Annotated in this window: 14 protein-coding genes; 6 read left to right on the top strand and 8 right to left on the bottom strand. The window is 33.1% G+C overall.

Annotated features, from left to right (window positions below):
• Nucleotides 1-9 precede the first annotated feature (9 nt).
• The gene (locus I862_RS00385; RefSeq protein ID WP_038537649.1) at nucleotides 10-681 is read right to left on the bottom strand and encodes a histidine phosphatase family protein; all 672 of its coding nucleotides are present in this window, start codon (nucleotides 679-681) and stop codon (nucleotides 10-12) included.
• Nucleotides 682-838: 157 nt separating this feature from the next.
• Here I862_RS00385 and I862_RS00380 point away from each other — a divergent pair, with 157 nt between their 5' ends.
• Entirely contained in the window at nucleotides 839-1,534 is a 696-nt protein-coding gene (locus tag I862_RS00380) for a hypothetical protein (protein WP_038537646.1), read from the top strand.
• On the opposite strand, the gene I862_RS00375 is transcribed toward I862_RS00380, so the two are convergent.
• Together I862_RS00375 and I862_RS00370 are read right to left on the bottom strand one after the other, a co-directional pair.
• Nucleotides 1,529-1,960, bottom strand: coding sequence for a TraR/DksA family transcriptional regulator (locus I862_RS00375; protein WP_038537643.1), 432 nt, complete (start codon nucleotides 1,958-1,960; stop codon nucleotides 1,529-1,531). The two genes, I862_RS00380 and I862_RS00375, sit on opposite strands and share 6 nt — an antisense overlap.
• 101 nt (nucleotides 1,961-2,061) lie before the next feature.
• A complete protein-coding gene (locus I862_RS00370) occupies nucleotides 2,062-2,967 on the bottom strand; it encodes a cation diffusion facilitator family transporter (RefSeq protein WP_052646258.1) in 906 nt (301 codons plus the stop codon).
• Between the two features lie 174 nt (nucleotides 2,968-3,141).
• Between I862_RS00370 and crcB the strand changes: the two genes are divergently transcribed.
• Nucleotides 3,142-3,528 carry a fluoride efflux transporter CrcB gene (gene crcB, locus I862_RS00365; protein ID WP_038537640.1) on the top strand — a complete coding sequence of 129 codons (387 nt, stop codon included), beginning with the start codon at nucleotides 3,142-3,144 and terminating at the stop codon, nucleotides 3,526-3,528.
• Between the two features lie 15 nt (nucleotides 3,529-3,543).
• On the opposite strand, the gene I862_RS00360 is transcribed toward crcB, so the two are convergent.
• The 3 genes from I862_RS00360 to I862_RS07715 all read right to left on the bottom strand — a co-directional run bounded on the left by I862_RS00360 (nucleotide 3,544) and on the right by I862_RS07715 (nucleotide 5,230).
• The gene (locus tag I862_RS00360) at nucleotides 3,544-4,146 is read right to left on the bottom strand and encodes a hypothetical protein (protein WP_038537636.1); all 603 of its coding nucleotides are present in this window, start codon (nucleotides 4,144-4,146) and stop codon (nucleotides 3,544-3,546) included.
• 60 nt (nucleotides 4,147-4,206) lie between these two features.
• Complete coding sequence (locus I862_RS00355) at nucleotides 4,207-4,650, bottom strand: hypothetical protein (protein WP_038537633.1); 444 nt, start codon at nucleotides 4,648-4,650, stop codon at nucleotides 4,207-4,209.
• A gap of 154 nt (nucleotides 4,651-4,804) precedes the next feature.
• Nucleotides 4,805-5,230 carry a host attachment protein gene (locus tag I862_RS07715; RefSeq protein WP_052646257.1) on the bottom strand — a complete coding sequence of 142 codons (426 nt, stop codon included), beginning with the start codon at nucleotides 5,228-5,230 and terminating at the stop codon, nucleotides 4,805-4,807.
• Between the two features lie 150 nt (nucleotides 5,231-5,380).
• Between I862_RS07715 and I862_RS00345 the strand changes: the two genes are divergently transcribed.
• The 3 genes from I862_RS00345 to clpB all read left to right on the top strand — a co-directional run bounded on the left by I862_RS00345 (nucleotide 5,381) and on the right by clpB (nucleotide 9,182).
• The gene (locus I862_RS00345) at nucleotides 5,381-5,824 is read left to right on the top strand and encodes a ferritin-like domain-containing protein (protein ID WP_038537630.1); all 444 of its coding nucleotides are present in this window, start codon (nucleotides 5,381-5,383) and stop codon (nucleotides 5,822-5,824) included.
• Nucleotides 5,825-6,028: 204 nt separating this feature from the next.
• On the top strand, nucleotides 6,029-6,469 hold the full coding sequence (locus I862_RS07710) for a GNAT family N-acetyltransferase (protein ID WP_052646256.1): 441 nt from the start codon (nucleotides 6,029-6,031) through the stop codon (nucleotides 6,467-6,469).
• A gap of 142 nt (nucleotides 6,470-6,611) precedes the next feature.
• Nucleotides 6,612-9,182: an ATP-dependent chaperone ClpB gene (gene clpB, locus I862_RS00335; RefSeq protein ID WP_038537627.1), complete on the top strand. Its 2,571-nt coding sequence runs from the start codon at nucleotides 6,612-6,614 to the stop codon at nucleotides 9,180-9,182.
• 118 nt (nucleotides 9,183-9,300) lie between these two features.
• Here the strand turns inward: clpB and I862_RS00330 are convergent, their stop codons facing one another.
• Nucleotides 9,301-10,377: an LptF/LptG family permease gene (locus tag I862_RS00330; RefSeq protein WP_038537624.1), complete on the bottom strand. Its 1,077-nt coding sequence runs from the start codon at nucleotides 10,375-10,377 to the stop codon at nucleotides 9,301-9,303.
• A 72-nt stretch (nucleotides 10,378-10,449) separates the two neighbouring features.
• The gene (locus I862_RS00325; RefSeq protein WP_038537621.1) at nucleotides 10,450-12,327 is read right to left on the bottom strand and encodes a zeta toxin family protein; all 1,878 of its coding nucleotides are present in this window, start codon (nucleotides 12,325-12,327) and stop codon (nucleotides 10,450-10,452) included.
• Between the two features lie 171 nt (nucleotides 12,328-12,498).
• On the opposite strand from I862_RS00325, the gene dacB reads away from it, so the two are divergent.
• Nucleotides 12,499-13,869: a D-alanyl-D-alanine carboxypeptidase/D-alanyl-D-alanine endopeptidase gene (gene dacB, locus I862_RS00320; protein WP_038537618.1), complete on the top strand. Its 1,371-nt coding sequence runs from the start codon at nucleotides 12,499-12,501 to the stop codon at nucleotides 13,867-13,869.
• The last annotated feature ends 87 nt before the right edge of the window (nucleotides 13,870-13,956 follow it).

Here is a 13,956-nt window from a genome sequence, read left to right as displayed (position 1 = left end):
TTTATAGCCCTAAAATTTAATTTCAAACTTGGATAGGTTTTCAGTAATATCTATAACACTTTCTTTTCGATAAAGTATAAGCTTACTTTCATTGGTTTTTTGCAAACACACGCCGTCCAGATAGCTAAACCATTCCTCCTCAACTTTATCAATAGGCAAATCGACTAACATAGCATATAACATGCCTAGTAAGTAATCATGAGTTACATATATGGATCTGTTCTTTAAAATCAGTAAATCCTGAATTATAGGTGAAAGCAACATTTTAATCCCTTCATCACGCTTTCGCATACAACTGATCATATTCTCGGCTAAATGCATTTTTACTAACTCCTTAACGGTATACTGAGGAAAGTCAATCATTGCGTTTTGCGGATCATAAACGAATGACTTAGTAAGATATTCAGCCTTATTTACACTTATATTACCACCGTTACCTTCTATTACTTTAGCTCCTGTTTCAATGCATCTTTCAACAATACTGCTCGAAACTTTGGTAATATTACCGAGATTTTCTTTGATATGCTTACCCAATAGTAGAGATTGCTGCTTGCCTTGTTCGGTTAAGTAACAAAAAAAGTCATGCTCAGGAGAGTCTTTGTAAAATCTTTCCGCATGCCTAATAATAAAAATTGTCGGTAAATCTTTATCGATATATTTTAAAGTTTCAATGATCTGCATAGCTAAACACTAGTTTTTAGTCATATATTATATATCTCATTATAGAATGAGTTAGACGATTAACAATAACTCAAGTTTAAAAATATATATTTTTCTAATTTATATTAGCTATTAATTCTTCTAAATTTTATTAAACTTTTATTTAGGGGGGTATATTATGCAACAAACGCTAACAAAAGATTTTCATAAATTAATTAAAGTATTAAATACCACGGTAACTAATATAGTAAAAAGCAAAACCGACTTGCCCGCCGGTTTAATTAACGATTTACTTAAATTAGAAGCGGTAGAACTATTAAACTATTCCGAAGTCAGCGCATATGCTCAAGGTATAATAAGTTCTGCAGATGTAAAAAATCCATCTGCACAGTTAGTCAGCAGTCTTGCTTCAATCTTGGGAAAGGTAACTACCGATAACACATTCATTAAAGAAAATAATACCGTTATTGAAGAAACCGATCAGTTGATTAAGTATATAAGTGAACATGCTTTAAAAATTTCTACAAGCTTGAAAAGTAATGTATTGAATCTTCACGGCCATCATGAGCAAGGTTTTCTAGAAAAAATTAATTTTAAATTAGCAACTGCCGTATTTCATATTGCTGAGGTTGGTGAAGGGTTAATGATGGCATATTTTGCTTATAAAGGTATTATTCCGTTCGGAAAAGCCGGGGTAGCCGTTTTCGGAGCAAAAGCATTTTTCAAGGCTTTCGAGCCTTTAGAATATATTAAAAGTAGCAGCTTGTTTTCATATGATAATAACCTCCCTTATGAGAATCAGGATCAACATTGTGTTAATGATGACCAGCATTGTTATTTAACTCCTGAAGCAAAAGGTCAGGATGAACTATAACTTAGTATGTATTTTATTATTTTTTTCCTCTTCTTCCTGAGCCTCAATACTTCGGGTGGCTATCGGCCAAGCATCAAGGCGCGCAAAACCGATCGGCTCTCCGGTTACACTGCAAAAGCCGTAGTCACCCTGTTCTATCCTGCTTAATGCCACTTCAACCTGCGCTAATAATTCTCTATCGTGATTAATTCCGGGAATTAATTCATTTTCTAAAGCAACTTCATTTACCGCGCTATCCACATGATCCGGTTCTCTTCCAAGGCCTTGGTGTATCGCATTATCTTCTTCTCTTGTTTTCCTAAGCAGCTCATCATGCCAATTAAGTAATTTTTGCTTAAAATACTCAAGCATTTGAGGGGACATATATTCTTCATCATCAGAAAAATCATAACTTCTCGGTTGCTTATCACTTTGAGTATTAATCATGCCACCCTCTTAAAACAAATTTACCAAAGAAACTGATAATTCAAGAAAATACTAATAAATTCAAAGTAAATATCAATATAATTTTCACCTTAAAATTATACTTAACATGATTTACGCTCACAATTTTCACTTTCAATTTGAATAGTTGAATGCTCTATATGAAAATTATCATGTAATATTTTTTCTAATGAATTTATAATCGAGTCATTTTCTGAAAAATCTTTAACTTTAATGTGTAGAGTAATAAACCTTTTGCTCTTATTAATTGACCAAATATGAATATGGTGAAGATCAATTATTTTAGAGTTAATATTTTTAATATCAGTTTCCAGTTTTTGATAATCAATATCGGAAGGTGCGGTTTCCATCAGAATAGAAAGAGATTCCGTAAGAAGTTTCCAAGTTATTCTAATAAAAAGAAGGGAAATTAAGATTGATAGAATCGGGTCAATTAACATCCATCCCGTATAGATAATAATACATCCGGCAATCACTGCCGCTAATGATCCGAGCATATCACTTAACACGTGATATAGAGCACTTTTTATATTAATATTATTGTAAGAAGCTTTAGTTATAAAGTATAACCCCAGTAAATTAACTATAAAGCCTGCACCTCCTACCCAAATGAGTATAGATCCGTCCAATTCAACAGGATTTTGTATTTTTATAATAGCTTTAATAATAATATATATTGATAGTATAAATAAGCTAATTCCATTAAGTAGCGCCGCTATAATCTGTGCTCTGTGGTAGCCGTATGAAAATGTATTATTAGCTTTTTTAGAGGATATCTTTATGGAATACCATGATAAGCCTAGAGCCAAAGCATCAGTAAACATATGTCCGGCATCGGAAAGAATAGTAAGAGAGCCGGTAACAAGTGCTACAATTATTTCAATAACCATAAAACTCAGAGTTAATAAAAGTGCTTTAAATAAATAATTCTTATCTAAATTTATGTTATCACCGTAATTGTTGTGAGTATGGCCGTGTATATCACTCATTATTTATTCCTTGCTAATAAAATTTAATTAATATTTTTCTCTTTTAAAAGATTGATATAATATTTACTTACTATAAAGTTTAAAAAAATGTTAATTTCAATTACTTCATAATTTTGATTAGGTAGGTAAGCTCTCTACCGGTTTTATTATAAATAAATTATTATAGGAAACTACATGAATCTTTATTTATTAGTATTTATCGGCTGTGGCATGGGAGGTATGTTAAGATACTTAACTACATTAAAAATCAATTCTTTTTTCGGTTCATATTATCCGCTTGGTACATTAAGTGTTAATATAATCGGATCCTTTATAATAGGGCTATTATTTACAGTTATATCAAATAAGTTTAGCGCAAATAATGAAGCTGCCGATCAACTAAAAGCTTTGCTGATAACCGGCTTTTTAGGGGGCTATACTACCTTTTCCTCATTTTCAATCGAAACTATAAACCTCTTAAAAGCCGGCGAGTTATTCGTAGCGCTTTTATATATTACTTGCAGCGTGGTATTTTGCATAGGATTTGCATGCCTGGGAACCGTTATAGGGGAACGGTTATAACTTATATTAAAGTCTTTAAATAAAACTTAAACTTTCTAATAATTCTGCAGAAGTAGGTGTAGTATATTTTATTTCCTTATAATCCGAGTGAAATGAGTTTTCGATATCATTTTCCTCAGCCTGAAACTCAGTGGTAAAATTCAAACTGCGCGTACTACGCAGTAAACTTTCATTATGATTCCGTAAGGAAGGTTCATTTCCTAAAACCTCAAACTCACTTAGCTCATTAGTAGCCTGAAATGTATACTCACTGAGATTTTCAATATCAAGATTGCTTAATTTTTCTAATACATATATTCCCTCTTTCTTAAACATATCCAAACATTGTTTGGCTAAATCCTCTTTACTCTCTTTCCCTAAAGCATCTATTACAATTTCTTTATCGGATAAGTTGTTTTTAAAAGTATTATATAAATTATCAAAGTTATTAACCTCTTTACCGAGTGAATCACAAAACTTAAGCTGATATTTATTAGTCAAGAAGTTATAGCAATCCTCAGCATTTGTCTTTTTCAGTTGGGGAATTAATTCACGGATTTCCAGAAAAGCATTTTTAGAATCTGCAAAAATTTTCTTTAAATCTTCAAACTTAATAGTTATTTCTTCTTTTTTCTTCATGCTTATTACAGTTACCAATATTCTAGTTAATAAAATAATATCATTACAACATCAGCTTTTTTATATAATATAAATGCTGGCAGAGTCAAAGTTATGTCCAAAAAATAATGTTTGAAATAATAAATTTGAATCTTCATTAGTTTCATTGGACACAACCGAAGTTCGGTATAAACACTCGATTTCACTGCTACTTCCTTCAAAATGATTGTAATGAATTACTTCACTACTACCTTCAACTTCACTACTGCTTTTCTCAGCTTCGCTGCTACTACTTTCAGTTTCCATCATACTTTTTTTAATTATTATTTTTTCATTATTAAATAATTCATTACAATCATTTATGAATACCTCACTACCAACCTCTTCTCTATGCTTGATTTCTAATTCTTGCAATAGAAGTTCTTCAACATCCAATGAATAAAGCGCATCAATAACAAGCTCTTTTTTTTCAGGGTTATAAAACTTATAGCCACATTTTTCAAAAAAAACTCCGGCATTCTTCAAATCTTTGCATATCTGTGGTAGTTCTTAACAAATGCAGGTGCACACTACTTCCCCTCCCCGATTTCATTATCTTCCTCTTAAGAATGGTTTATATATTTTATTATACTAAATTTTAAAATTATATTAACTATTTATTAGATATAGTCTAATAAGTTTAATTACTAAAAACGTGATTTTCTATAGATATTTTATCCGCATGTATTAAATCCTTAGAAATTTCTTTAGTAACAAGGGTTTTAAGCTTCGGGTTAAGGTTGCTACGTATATCCCCTAAAGTTTTAGGTTCGGCAACGATAATTAACTCATCAAATTTTTCATGGTTGCAAACTGAATCAATATGATTGACTACTTCTTTACAAAAATCATCTCTTTCTAAGCTTTTAAATTCGGAACGTGGATCAAAGTAGTGGCTTGGGGTAGAGCCAATATGGTTAAACCCTTCTCTTCTCGGAGGGTGCTTATGTGCAATATTAAACTCATCAGCATTAATTTGGCTGTTTTGTTCAGTAACTTTTAGACCCACTGCTTTGTAAAAAATAGCATTTTTAGCATCTGCTACCACTATTAGTTTACTACTCATAATAACCTCAATTTATCTTATTATCTTTAATAAAAAAAGGATTATATAAGCTTTAAAGCTAGGCAACGTTAAACTTTTACTATTTTCACTTTTGAAACACCCCTAAAATCAATAAAATCAATAAAAGTTATAAATAATAGGAGAACAACTATGGTTACATTAGTAGGCACCCAAGCTAGATTTACAGACGCATTAAAAGATTTATTGGAACTTGAATATGATGCAACTGAAACTTATACAGCTGCAATTGATAGACTTAATGATGAAAACTATAAAGCTAAATTAAATGAGTTTAAAGCCGACCATGAACGCCACATTGAAGGAATCAGAAATCTTTTAAAGGCAAGCGGCGAAGAATTTACTGATGGTCCATGCGGTAAGCAAGTGCTTATGATAGGAAAAGTAGCGATCGCAAACTTAATTGGTGATAACTCAATTTTAAAAGCAATGCTTGCTGCTGAAGAAGATACTAATACGGCTTATGAAAGAATGCTTAATCATGAAGATAGACCAAGCAGTGCGGATGACTTCATTAAAAATGCCAGAGAAGATGAGCGCAGACATAAAAAATGGCTTGAAGAAATTACTGCTTAAATCTTAAGTATTTGAGCCGTGTATATACATGGCTCAATAGCAATTCAAATATGAACCCGGTTTATTTCCTAACCTTTTTCTTTTCTAAAAAATAATATAATTCTATTGCCAACTTAACATATTAACTTTATAAGTTGCCCAAATTAATTAACGTTCAAGCAGTATTTATGAAAATTTTATTAATTTTTTATCAAAGCGTTTGATATGGATGAAATCTCTCTTATTGATTTGAAGGTTGCACTGAATCAGAATTCTTATATTGATGTAATTAAAACTCTATTCTCATCATGTACTTATCCAAGCACAGAAGAAAAAGTCCAAGATACCATTAATTATTATCTTCATACGGATTCCACCGATTTACTTGGAATTGAAAAGAACAATGAATTAATAGGTATTTTAGGTATAGAGCTAATGCTCAATAAAGGAATTATAAAGCATATAAGTATTTTACCAGATTTTCAAAAAGAAGGCATCGGAACAAAAGTAATAAAAACTTTACCTATAAAATATGATTTAAATATAATTGAAGCAGAGACTGATAACGAATCTGTAAGTTTTTATCAAAACCTTGGGTTTATGACACAACTAATTGAGAATAATTCATATTCTATACCAAGATACTTATGTGTGCTAAGAGCATAGCCCTCCTGCTCTTTTATAAAAAAACATATGCTTGAGATTAACTTTGAAAAAATGATATGTAAATTTTCTTAATTAACTACTCTTTAAAAAAGTAAATATCTTTACTACATATTTATTCAACAGAGAAATAAAAGGTAATAAGATGAATTTTGAGAAATTTACTGAAAGAGCCAGAGAAGTAATACAACACGCGCAAACCAGTGCCGTTGCAAGCAATCATCAAAAATTTATGCCTGAGCATATTATGTATGCATTGTTAAAAGAAGATGATGATTTTATTGCAAGTCTACTTACCGCCTGTGATGCAAATCCTAAGTTAATAGAAGCTGAAGTTAAAGCATGCTTGGATAAACTACCGAAAATTTCCGGCTCAGGTGCCGGTCAACTTTTTCTTTCGCCTGAAACGGCTAAAGTATTAGAAGAAGCAAATAACCTAGCTAACAAATTTAATGATAGCTTTGTTACTGTAGAAAGAATTCTGCAAGCCTTAGCTAAAGTAAAAGATACTGAAAGCTTTAATATTCTAAAAAGCGCAGGCATTACCGAAGGTAAGATTAGTAGCGCCATTGAAAAAATGCGTAAAGGCAGAACGGCAAATTCCGCAAATGCAGAAGCTACATTTGAGGCGTTAAAGAAATATGCCAAAGATATCACTAAGCTTGCCGAGATAGGTAAACTTGACCCGGTCATCGGAAGAGATGAAGAGATCCGAAGAACCATGCAGGTACTATCCCGTAGGACTAAAAATAATCCCGTGCTCATCGGCGAACCGGGAGTCGGAAAAACCGCAATCATAGAAGGGTTAGCTCAAAGAATGGTTGCAGGTGACGTGCCTGAGAACCTGCATAATCAAAAGCTTTTTTCTTTAGATCTGGGTGCACTAATTGCCGGTGCAAAATTTAGAGGAGAATTTGAAGAAAGGCTAAAAGCAGTTTTAAATGAAGTTTCAGCAGCTGAAGGAGAAATCATACTGTTTATCGATGAACTACATACTCTTGTCGGCGCCGGAGCTGCAGAAGGCGCGATGGATGCTTCCAACCTGCTTAAGCCTGCTCTTGCCAGAGGCGAACTTCACTGTATCGGCGCAACTACGCTCGATGAATACAGAAAGCATATTGAAAAAGATGCAGCTCTTGCAAGACGCTTTCAGCCCGTTTTTATCCCTGAACCCACGGTTGAAGATACGGTCTCGATTTTGCGCGGCCTAAAGGAAAAATATGAAATGCATCACGGGATAAGAATTAGTGATAGCGCAATTGTTGCAGCTGCCACGCTTTCTAATCGCTATATCACCGAAAGATTTTTGCCGGATAAGGCAATCGACCTGATTGATGAGGCGGCCAGCAGACTTCGCATGCAAGTTGATAGTAAGCCGGAAGCTTTAGATGAACTTGATCGCAAAATAATTCAGCTTAAAATAGAAATTTCAGCATTAGAAAAAGAACAAGATCCTGCTTCACAAACCAGGCTTGAAAAGTTGAAGAAAGATCTGGCTGAAGTTGAAGCCAAAGCTTTTGATTTGAACAGCAAATGGCAAGCGGAGAAACTCAAGATCAACGAGCTTAAGAAGAATAAAGAAAAACTTGATGCAGCTAAAATTGAGCTTGAAACAGTACAAAGATCCGGCAATTATGAAAGAGCCGGAGAAATCAGATACGGAATAATTCCTGAGCTGGAGAAGAAAGTACAGGAAGCCGAAAGTTCAAAAGATATGCAAATGCTAAAAGAAACTATTACTGAAAATGATATTGCCTCCATAGTTTCCAGATGGACGGGAATACCGATAGATAAAATGCTTGAAGGAGAGAAAGAGAAACTTTTACACATGGAAGAGCATATTAAGGAATATGTAGTCGGTCAGGATAACGCGGTTAAAGCAATAGCAAGCGCAGTAAGAAGATCACGTGCCGGCCTTGCCGATTATGAAAAACCGATTGGCTCCTTCTTATTCTTAGGGCCTACTGGAGTCGGTAAAACCGAACTTACCAAAGCCTTATGCCAATTCTTATTTGATGATAAGAAAGCAATGGTAAGAATTGATATGTCTGAATTTATGGAAAAACATAGCGTGGCAAGGCTGATCGGGGCTCCTCCGGGATATGTCGGCTATGAAGAAGGCGGAGTGTTAACCGAATCAGTAAGGAGAAGGCCTTATCAGGTAGTGCTTTTTGATGAAATTGAGAAAGCACATCCCGACGTGTTTAATATACTGCTCCAAGTGTTGGATGAAGGGAGGTTAACCGATGGCCAGGGCAGAACGGTTGATTTTAGAAATACTGTAATTATCCTTACGTCTAACTTAGGTTCCGAATATATTGCAGCCCTTCCTGAAGGTGTAGAAGTTGAGCAAGCCAGAAACCAAGTAATGGAAGTAGTAAGAGGCGCTTTTAAGCCTGAGTTTTTAAATCGGCTTGATGAGATTATATTATTTAGCCGCCTGGCTCGTAAGCATATGCACAAAATTGTTGATATCCAACTTAAACGCTTAATAGCCCTACTAAAAGAGAAAAAAATTACTCTTGAAGTTGATGATACGGCTAAAGATTGGCTTGCTGATAAGGGGTACGATCCTGTGTTCGGGGCAAGACCGCTGAAGAGAGTAATCCAGCACTACATCCAAAATCCGCTTGCGGAAAAATTACTAGCCGGAGTAGTTAAGGAAAATAGCAATATTAAAGTTCTCGGAGATAAAGAAGGGTTAAAATTCTTATAATAGGCTTCTCTGATTTATAAATTAATTTACTATAAAAAGGTAGCATAAGCAGTTAAAAGGTTTAAAGGGGTTAAATCTCAATTTTATATTCTGTAAGCCCCTTTTCTTTTAAATATTTTCAAAGGTTATTAGCCCTCTTAAAACGTATTAATGCAAACATCATCAGTGCAACGGGCGCTAAGTACATAAGTACCGCAAAGTTTAAATTATGCAGAGTAAAATTATTAAATAAAATAGATAGAATTATAAATCCGATGCCTAAAATACCTACTGCTAGATTTCTATAAACTCCCTCTTTTCTTTGATACCTATTGGTAATTAACATTGAGGTTGCCAACATCATCAACGCTAACGAATTCAGCGGCCAAGAAAGCCTAAAGTGACCATGGCTGATTAATTTATTTCGTTTACTTTCTTCATCGGGAGATATATCAAACAGTTCAGTAATATATTTTTCATTCGGTTCGATTGTTCTGATATAATCCTCCTCAAAAAGGCTAAAGTTGATGGAATATTTATCAAAATATAACACTGAAAGCCCATCCCCGGAAATGTTCTTTTCCTGATGGCTGCCGTTATATAATTCAAACCAGGAATTGTTTTGTGACTTAAAAATCTTCCCTTCTTTGGCAAATACTACTTTAGGGTTATTGACTTCTCTGTTATCATAGACCACAATTCCGCCGTATGTTTTCTCATCTATCTTCTTATCAACATATAATGTCAGCTTGTTAACCTGGGAACTGAACACCCCCTCTTCAAGCAATATCGAAGCATAGTTATTCCTGAAATATACTTGTAAATCTTTAAATTTCCCATAGCTTAAAGGAAGCGCATAACAAGAAATAATATAACTTAAGCATACTATAAGAATTGCTAAATTCAAAAAGGGTTTGGCAATTTGAAAATCGCTTAGACCTATGCTTTTTAATATTATCATTTCTTTATCTAAAAGAAATTTATAAGCTACCGAAATTCCGGAGAAAAACAGCGCCACAGGAATAATAATAAAAACCAGATACGGAACTAAGAGCATAGTAATTTTTAAAAAATCTAAAAAGTTAATTCCTTTATTTACTATAAGATCGACAATCCTCATTGATTGTGTAATCCAAACTATACCGGTAAGCGTGGCTAAAACGGCAATAAACTGCAAAAATACGGCTTTAAATAAATATTTATGATAGATATGCATTTGGAAAAATTTGTTATACACGGTTTAAAAGCAAGCTATAACTTTTATAAGTAATAGTTAAATGAAAGGCAACTAATACTTATACTCAAAATCAATTACAGGGATTAAATAAGGAAAAGGGTTAAAGAATATATCTTCTTTCCCCTTTGATTCAGTATTTAGCAAGCACTTTTTTAGGGATTCAATAAAGCGTTGCTTGTTTGTTATTATCAGCACTCTATATGATTGGCGGGAAAGTTTCGTGCATATTAAGAAATCAAGCATTTCGGGTATAATATTATTTATCCGCTTATTAGGAAGCAACTGCTTTTGTATTATATACTCCAATAGTTTCTCCGGCTGATTTTTATATTCTAAAAAATGGGTTAAATTATCTTTATTAATATCTTTAGTAAAAGCTAATATATATGTTTTTTCTTTTTTTGGTAAAGTATCAATAATAAAAAAAGACTTAACATTTTTGTCACAAGCAGCATTAAGTTGAGATTGCGGCTGACCGGCGTGTTTTTGAATGGCAATTCGCCATGGTAAAGCTCTATGGTCTTTTGAATATCTGAAGCGATTAATTATTTTATGGTAGGAATCTATTCCCTTATTTTTTGAATGAATAAGGTAAAATGGGGTTTCAGCAACTAATATATGCGTCCTAAAACCGGAATTTTTAAAAATTTCGACCAGATGGTCATATCTCCCTTTATATGGAATTCCTGATCCGTCAAATAATAAGTTATATCCTTCCGCAAGCGCATAGTTCAGTATTGTGTCTCTAAGCACGTAAGCAAACTGCGCAATAATTTTATAATCATCATTATGATGCTGACAAGCAATTAATAATTTATATATGAAGCTAAAATACCTGGATTTATCAAGTGAGGCTTCAACAAGGTTATTATCCGAGGCTTCCAAAGCTATCTCATTTAATAAACCTTTGCCTGAACCGCTTCCTCCCATAGTTATAAACAAATCATGTTCTACAGTCGGTTGCTTGTTTGTAAATGCATTTTTAGCTATATGCTTTATAAGCTTTAGGGTGTGTACCAGGCGCTCAGAAGCTCTCTCAGCAATATTAATTACTAAGTTGTCTTCTTTGTTCTTAATCTCATTTATCTTTCCGGGAAGCTCCGGTAATGAAATATTATTTTTTCGAATCGCATTTACTAAGATAGGTAGTTCTTTATCAATACTTAACCCGGTTAATATATCATGATTTAAGCTCACGAGCGGTACCTTGCTCAGCTTAATCGGAATACCGTCAATCGCTTTTTTTGTCGAGATCGAAAAAAGCTTTTTTTTATATTTAAGAGAATCTATGCAATCATCGTTCTCTAATGCTTCTTTAATATTTTTAATCGGCAACAAAGTACCGTCTATTGCAACTAAATACTTACCTTCAAAACATAGGAAGTTTTTATCATTGATTTTAAACGAGGCCTCCGGCCATTTCGGCCATGGGTGTCTAATTTTCAATTCTTTAGTTGGGTATTTGCGGTTTGCTGCTTTTTCTAATATTTTAGTTATTGAGCCCAAGCTTTTATTGGCTATTAATTCTTTGGCTTCTCTATCGGTTAGAACTCTAAAATCAAGGTTCATATCGATAAATTTAGAGAGCTTAAAAACAAATGTCCTTAGTACTATACTATTTCCATATTCAAAAGGCTTTAAGTGCATAAACTCATAGTAAAAATTTGCTAACGCCGCTAGAGGAATAAGAGAAATAGTTTTTTCCAGCTTTTCTAAAAGGTTTTCTAAATGTAATACTTTTTCTTTATCAACTATTGGATGAGAACCTGTTATTAAAAGATTAAAAGTATAAGGAAATAATTTCTCATAGATTTCCTCCAATTTTAATAATAAATCCTTGTAGTTAAGTGCAGTGATTTTGATCTCATCTACATCCGTAGATAATGCGCAAAAAAGTTCCAATTCACTTAAGCAATCAAAATTTTTCATCTCTTCTGTTTTTCTGCTTGGTTTAATATAGTATAATTTTTATTTACATAACGCATTAAAATTAAGAAGTCTATTTGACATACAAACTTTGAGTAATAATAAAAAACTTGTGTTAAAAAAAAATTAATTATACTTCTTATTTTTACCAACCCAATAACTACAAAAGTTTTTATGTATAAAATCGGTTTATTGCTTATATGTTTAGTATTACAAAGCAAAATAAGTTATGCGGAAGAAACTAACTTTTATTCATACAAACTTGTTGATTTAAAAACTTCAAAAGTTATTGCCGAACATAATCCAGAGAAGCTTATGACCCCGGCAAGCACTCAAAAACTAATTACCGCATATGCAGCTTTACAAGAATTAGGGGATAATTATCGCTTTGAAACCAAATTTTCAACTCAAGGTAAAGTGGTAAACAAAACTTTACACGGCAACTTATATATCACCTTCGATGGCAATCCGGATTTTTCGCAAAAAGACCTTGCTTCCATTCCCGGAAAACTTAAAGAAAAAGGGATTACAAAAATTAAGGGGAATATAATAATAGATGATAGCCGCTTTGATGATAAATATTATGCTGATGGGTGGAATATAGAAGATAAGAATTTTGCATTCTCAGCACCCGTCTCTGCAATTGTAATCGATCAAAATGCTTTTACTCTGAAGCTTAAAGAAAAAGGCTCAACTTTTCAATTAACCGAATATAGCCCCTACCCCAAAATTATAAATCATGTTAAATTAATTCAAAAAAAAGACCCGCAATGCGAATTAGAGCTTACCTCTAATGACGGAAATATTTATAACCTATACGGTTGTTCATTAAAGGGCTCTTCACCCGAGATACTGAAAATTGCAATCCAAAATCCGAAATTATGGGTACAACATTTGGTTAAGTTTTATTTGAAGCGGGATCATATAGCTTTTCAGGAAATTAAGTTTGATAAAACACCTTCTTCCGCCAAACTGCTTTTCAGTTTTAAATCTCGGCCGCTCAATGAAATGCTTAAAACGTTTCTTCAAGACTCAAATAATTTAATTGGTGAAGTTTTGCTTAAAACATTGGCGGCTCGAAAAAATAAAGTCGGTAGTTTTAAGGTGGGAACTAAAATACTTTATGACTTCATTGCACAACAGCTTAAAAATAAAGAACTTGAAATTCAACTGAAGGACGGTTCCGGGCTTTCCAGAAAAAACCTTATTTCAGCTGATATTTTTATCTCCTTACTTAAAAAAATTAATCAGGAGCCGCAAGCAATAAAAGAAACTTTATTAAACGCCCTTCCCTCTTCCTCATGTAACGGCACACTTAAAGCTCGTTTTACCGATAGTTTAATAATAAACCAAGGTTCAATCCTTGCCAAAACGGGCTATATGGAAAACACGAGCTGCTTAGTCGGGTTTATTAATGACAAACAAGGAAAACCAAGATACGCTATTGCCGTCATGATTAATAATACATTGATGAAATATAAAGACCTGAAAACGGCTGAAGAGAAGCTGGTTGAACAACTTATCTCTAATAATAGGCTTTCTTAATATTTTTTTGTTTTTTATCAGATTTAGTAACAAATTTATTAAATTTCAGCAAAGGACTTCCTAAACATAATGAAAAAATATATAATG

This window comes from endosymbiont of Acanthamoeba sp. UWC8 (genome assembly GCF_000730245.1).
Classification (GTDB): domain Bacteria; phylum Pseudomonadota; class Alphaproteobacteria; order Rickettsiales; family Midichloriaceae; genus Jidaibacter.
This window is presented reverse-complemented; position numbering and strand designations above follow the sequence as displayed.

Excerpts from the sequence above, each read along its gene's own strand:
- I862_RS00385 (WP_038537649.1), bottom strand. The coding sequence starts at position 681 with ATGCAGATCATTGAAACTTTAAAATATATCGATAAAGATTTACCGACA.
- I862_RS00380 (WP_038537646.1), top strand. The coding sequence starts at position 839 with ATGCAACAAACGCTAACAAAAGATTTTCATAAATTAATTAAAGTATTA.
- I862_RS00375 (WP_038537643.1), bottom strand. The coding sequence starts at position 1,960 with ATGATTAATACTCAAAGTGATAAGCAACCGAGAAGTTATGATTTTTCT.
- I862_RS00370 (WP_052646258.1), bottom strand. The coding sequence starts at position 2,967 with ATGAGTGATATACACGGCCATACTCACAACAATTACGGTGATAACATA.
- crcB (WP_038537640.1), top strand. The coding sequence starts at position 3,142 with ATGAATCTTTATTTATTAGTATTTATCGGCTGTGGCATGGGAGGTATG.
- I862_RS00360 (WP_038537636.1), bottom strand. The coding sequence starts at position 4,146 with ATGAAGAAAAAAGAAGAAATAACTATTAAGTTTGAAGATTTAAAGAAA.
- I862_RS07715 (WP_052646257.1), bottom strand. The coding sequence starts at position 5,230 with ATGAGTAGTAAACTAATAGTGGTAGCAGATGCTAAAAATGCTATTTTT.
- I862_RS00345 (WP_038537630.1), top strand. The coding sequence starts at position 5,381 with ATGGTTACATTAGTAGGCACCCAAGCTAGATTTACAGACGCATTAAAA.
- I862_RS07710 (WP_052646256.1), top strand. The coding sequence starts at position 6,029 with ATGGATGAAATCTCTCTTATTGATTTGAAGGTTGCACTGAATCAGAAT.
- clpB (WP_038537627.1), top strand. The coding sequence starts at position 6,612 with ATGAATTTTGAGAAATTTACTGAAAGAGCCAGAGAAGTAATACAACAC.
- I862_RS00330 (WP_038537624.1), bottom strand. The coding sequence starts at position 10,377 with ATGCATATCTATCATAAATATTTATTTAAAGCCGTATTTTTGCAGTTT.
- I862_RS00325 (WP_038537621.1), bottom strand. The coding sequence starts at position 12,327 with ATGAAAAATTTTGATTGCTTAAGTGAATTGGAACTTTTTTGCGCATTA.
- dacB (WP_038537618.1), top strand. The coding sequence starts at position 12,499 with ATGTATAAAATCGGTTTATTGCTTATATGTTTAGTATTACAAAGCAAA.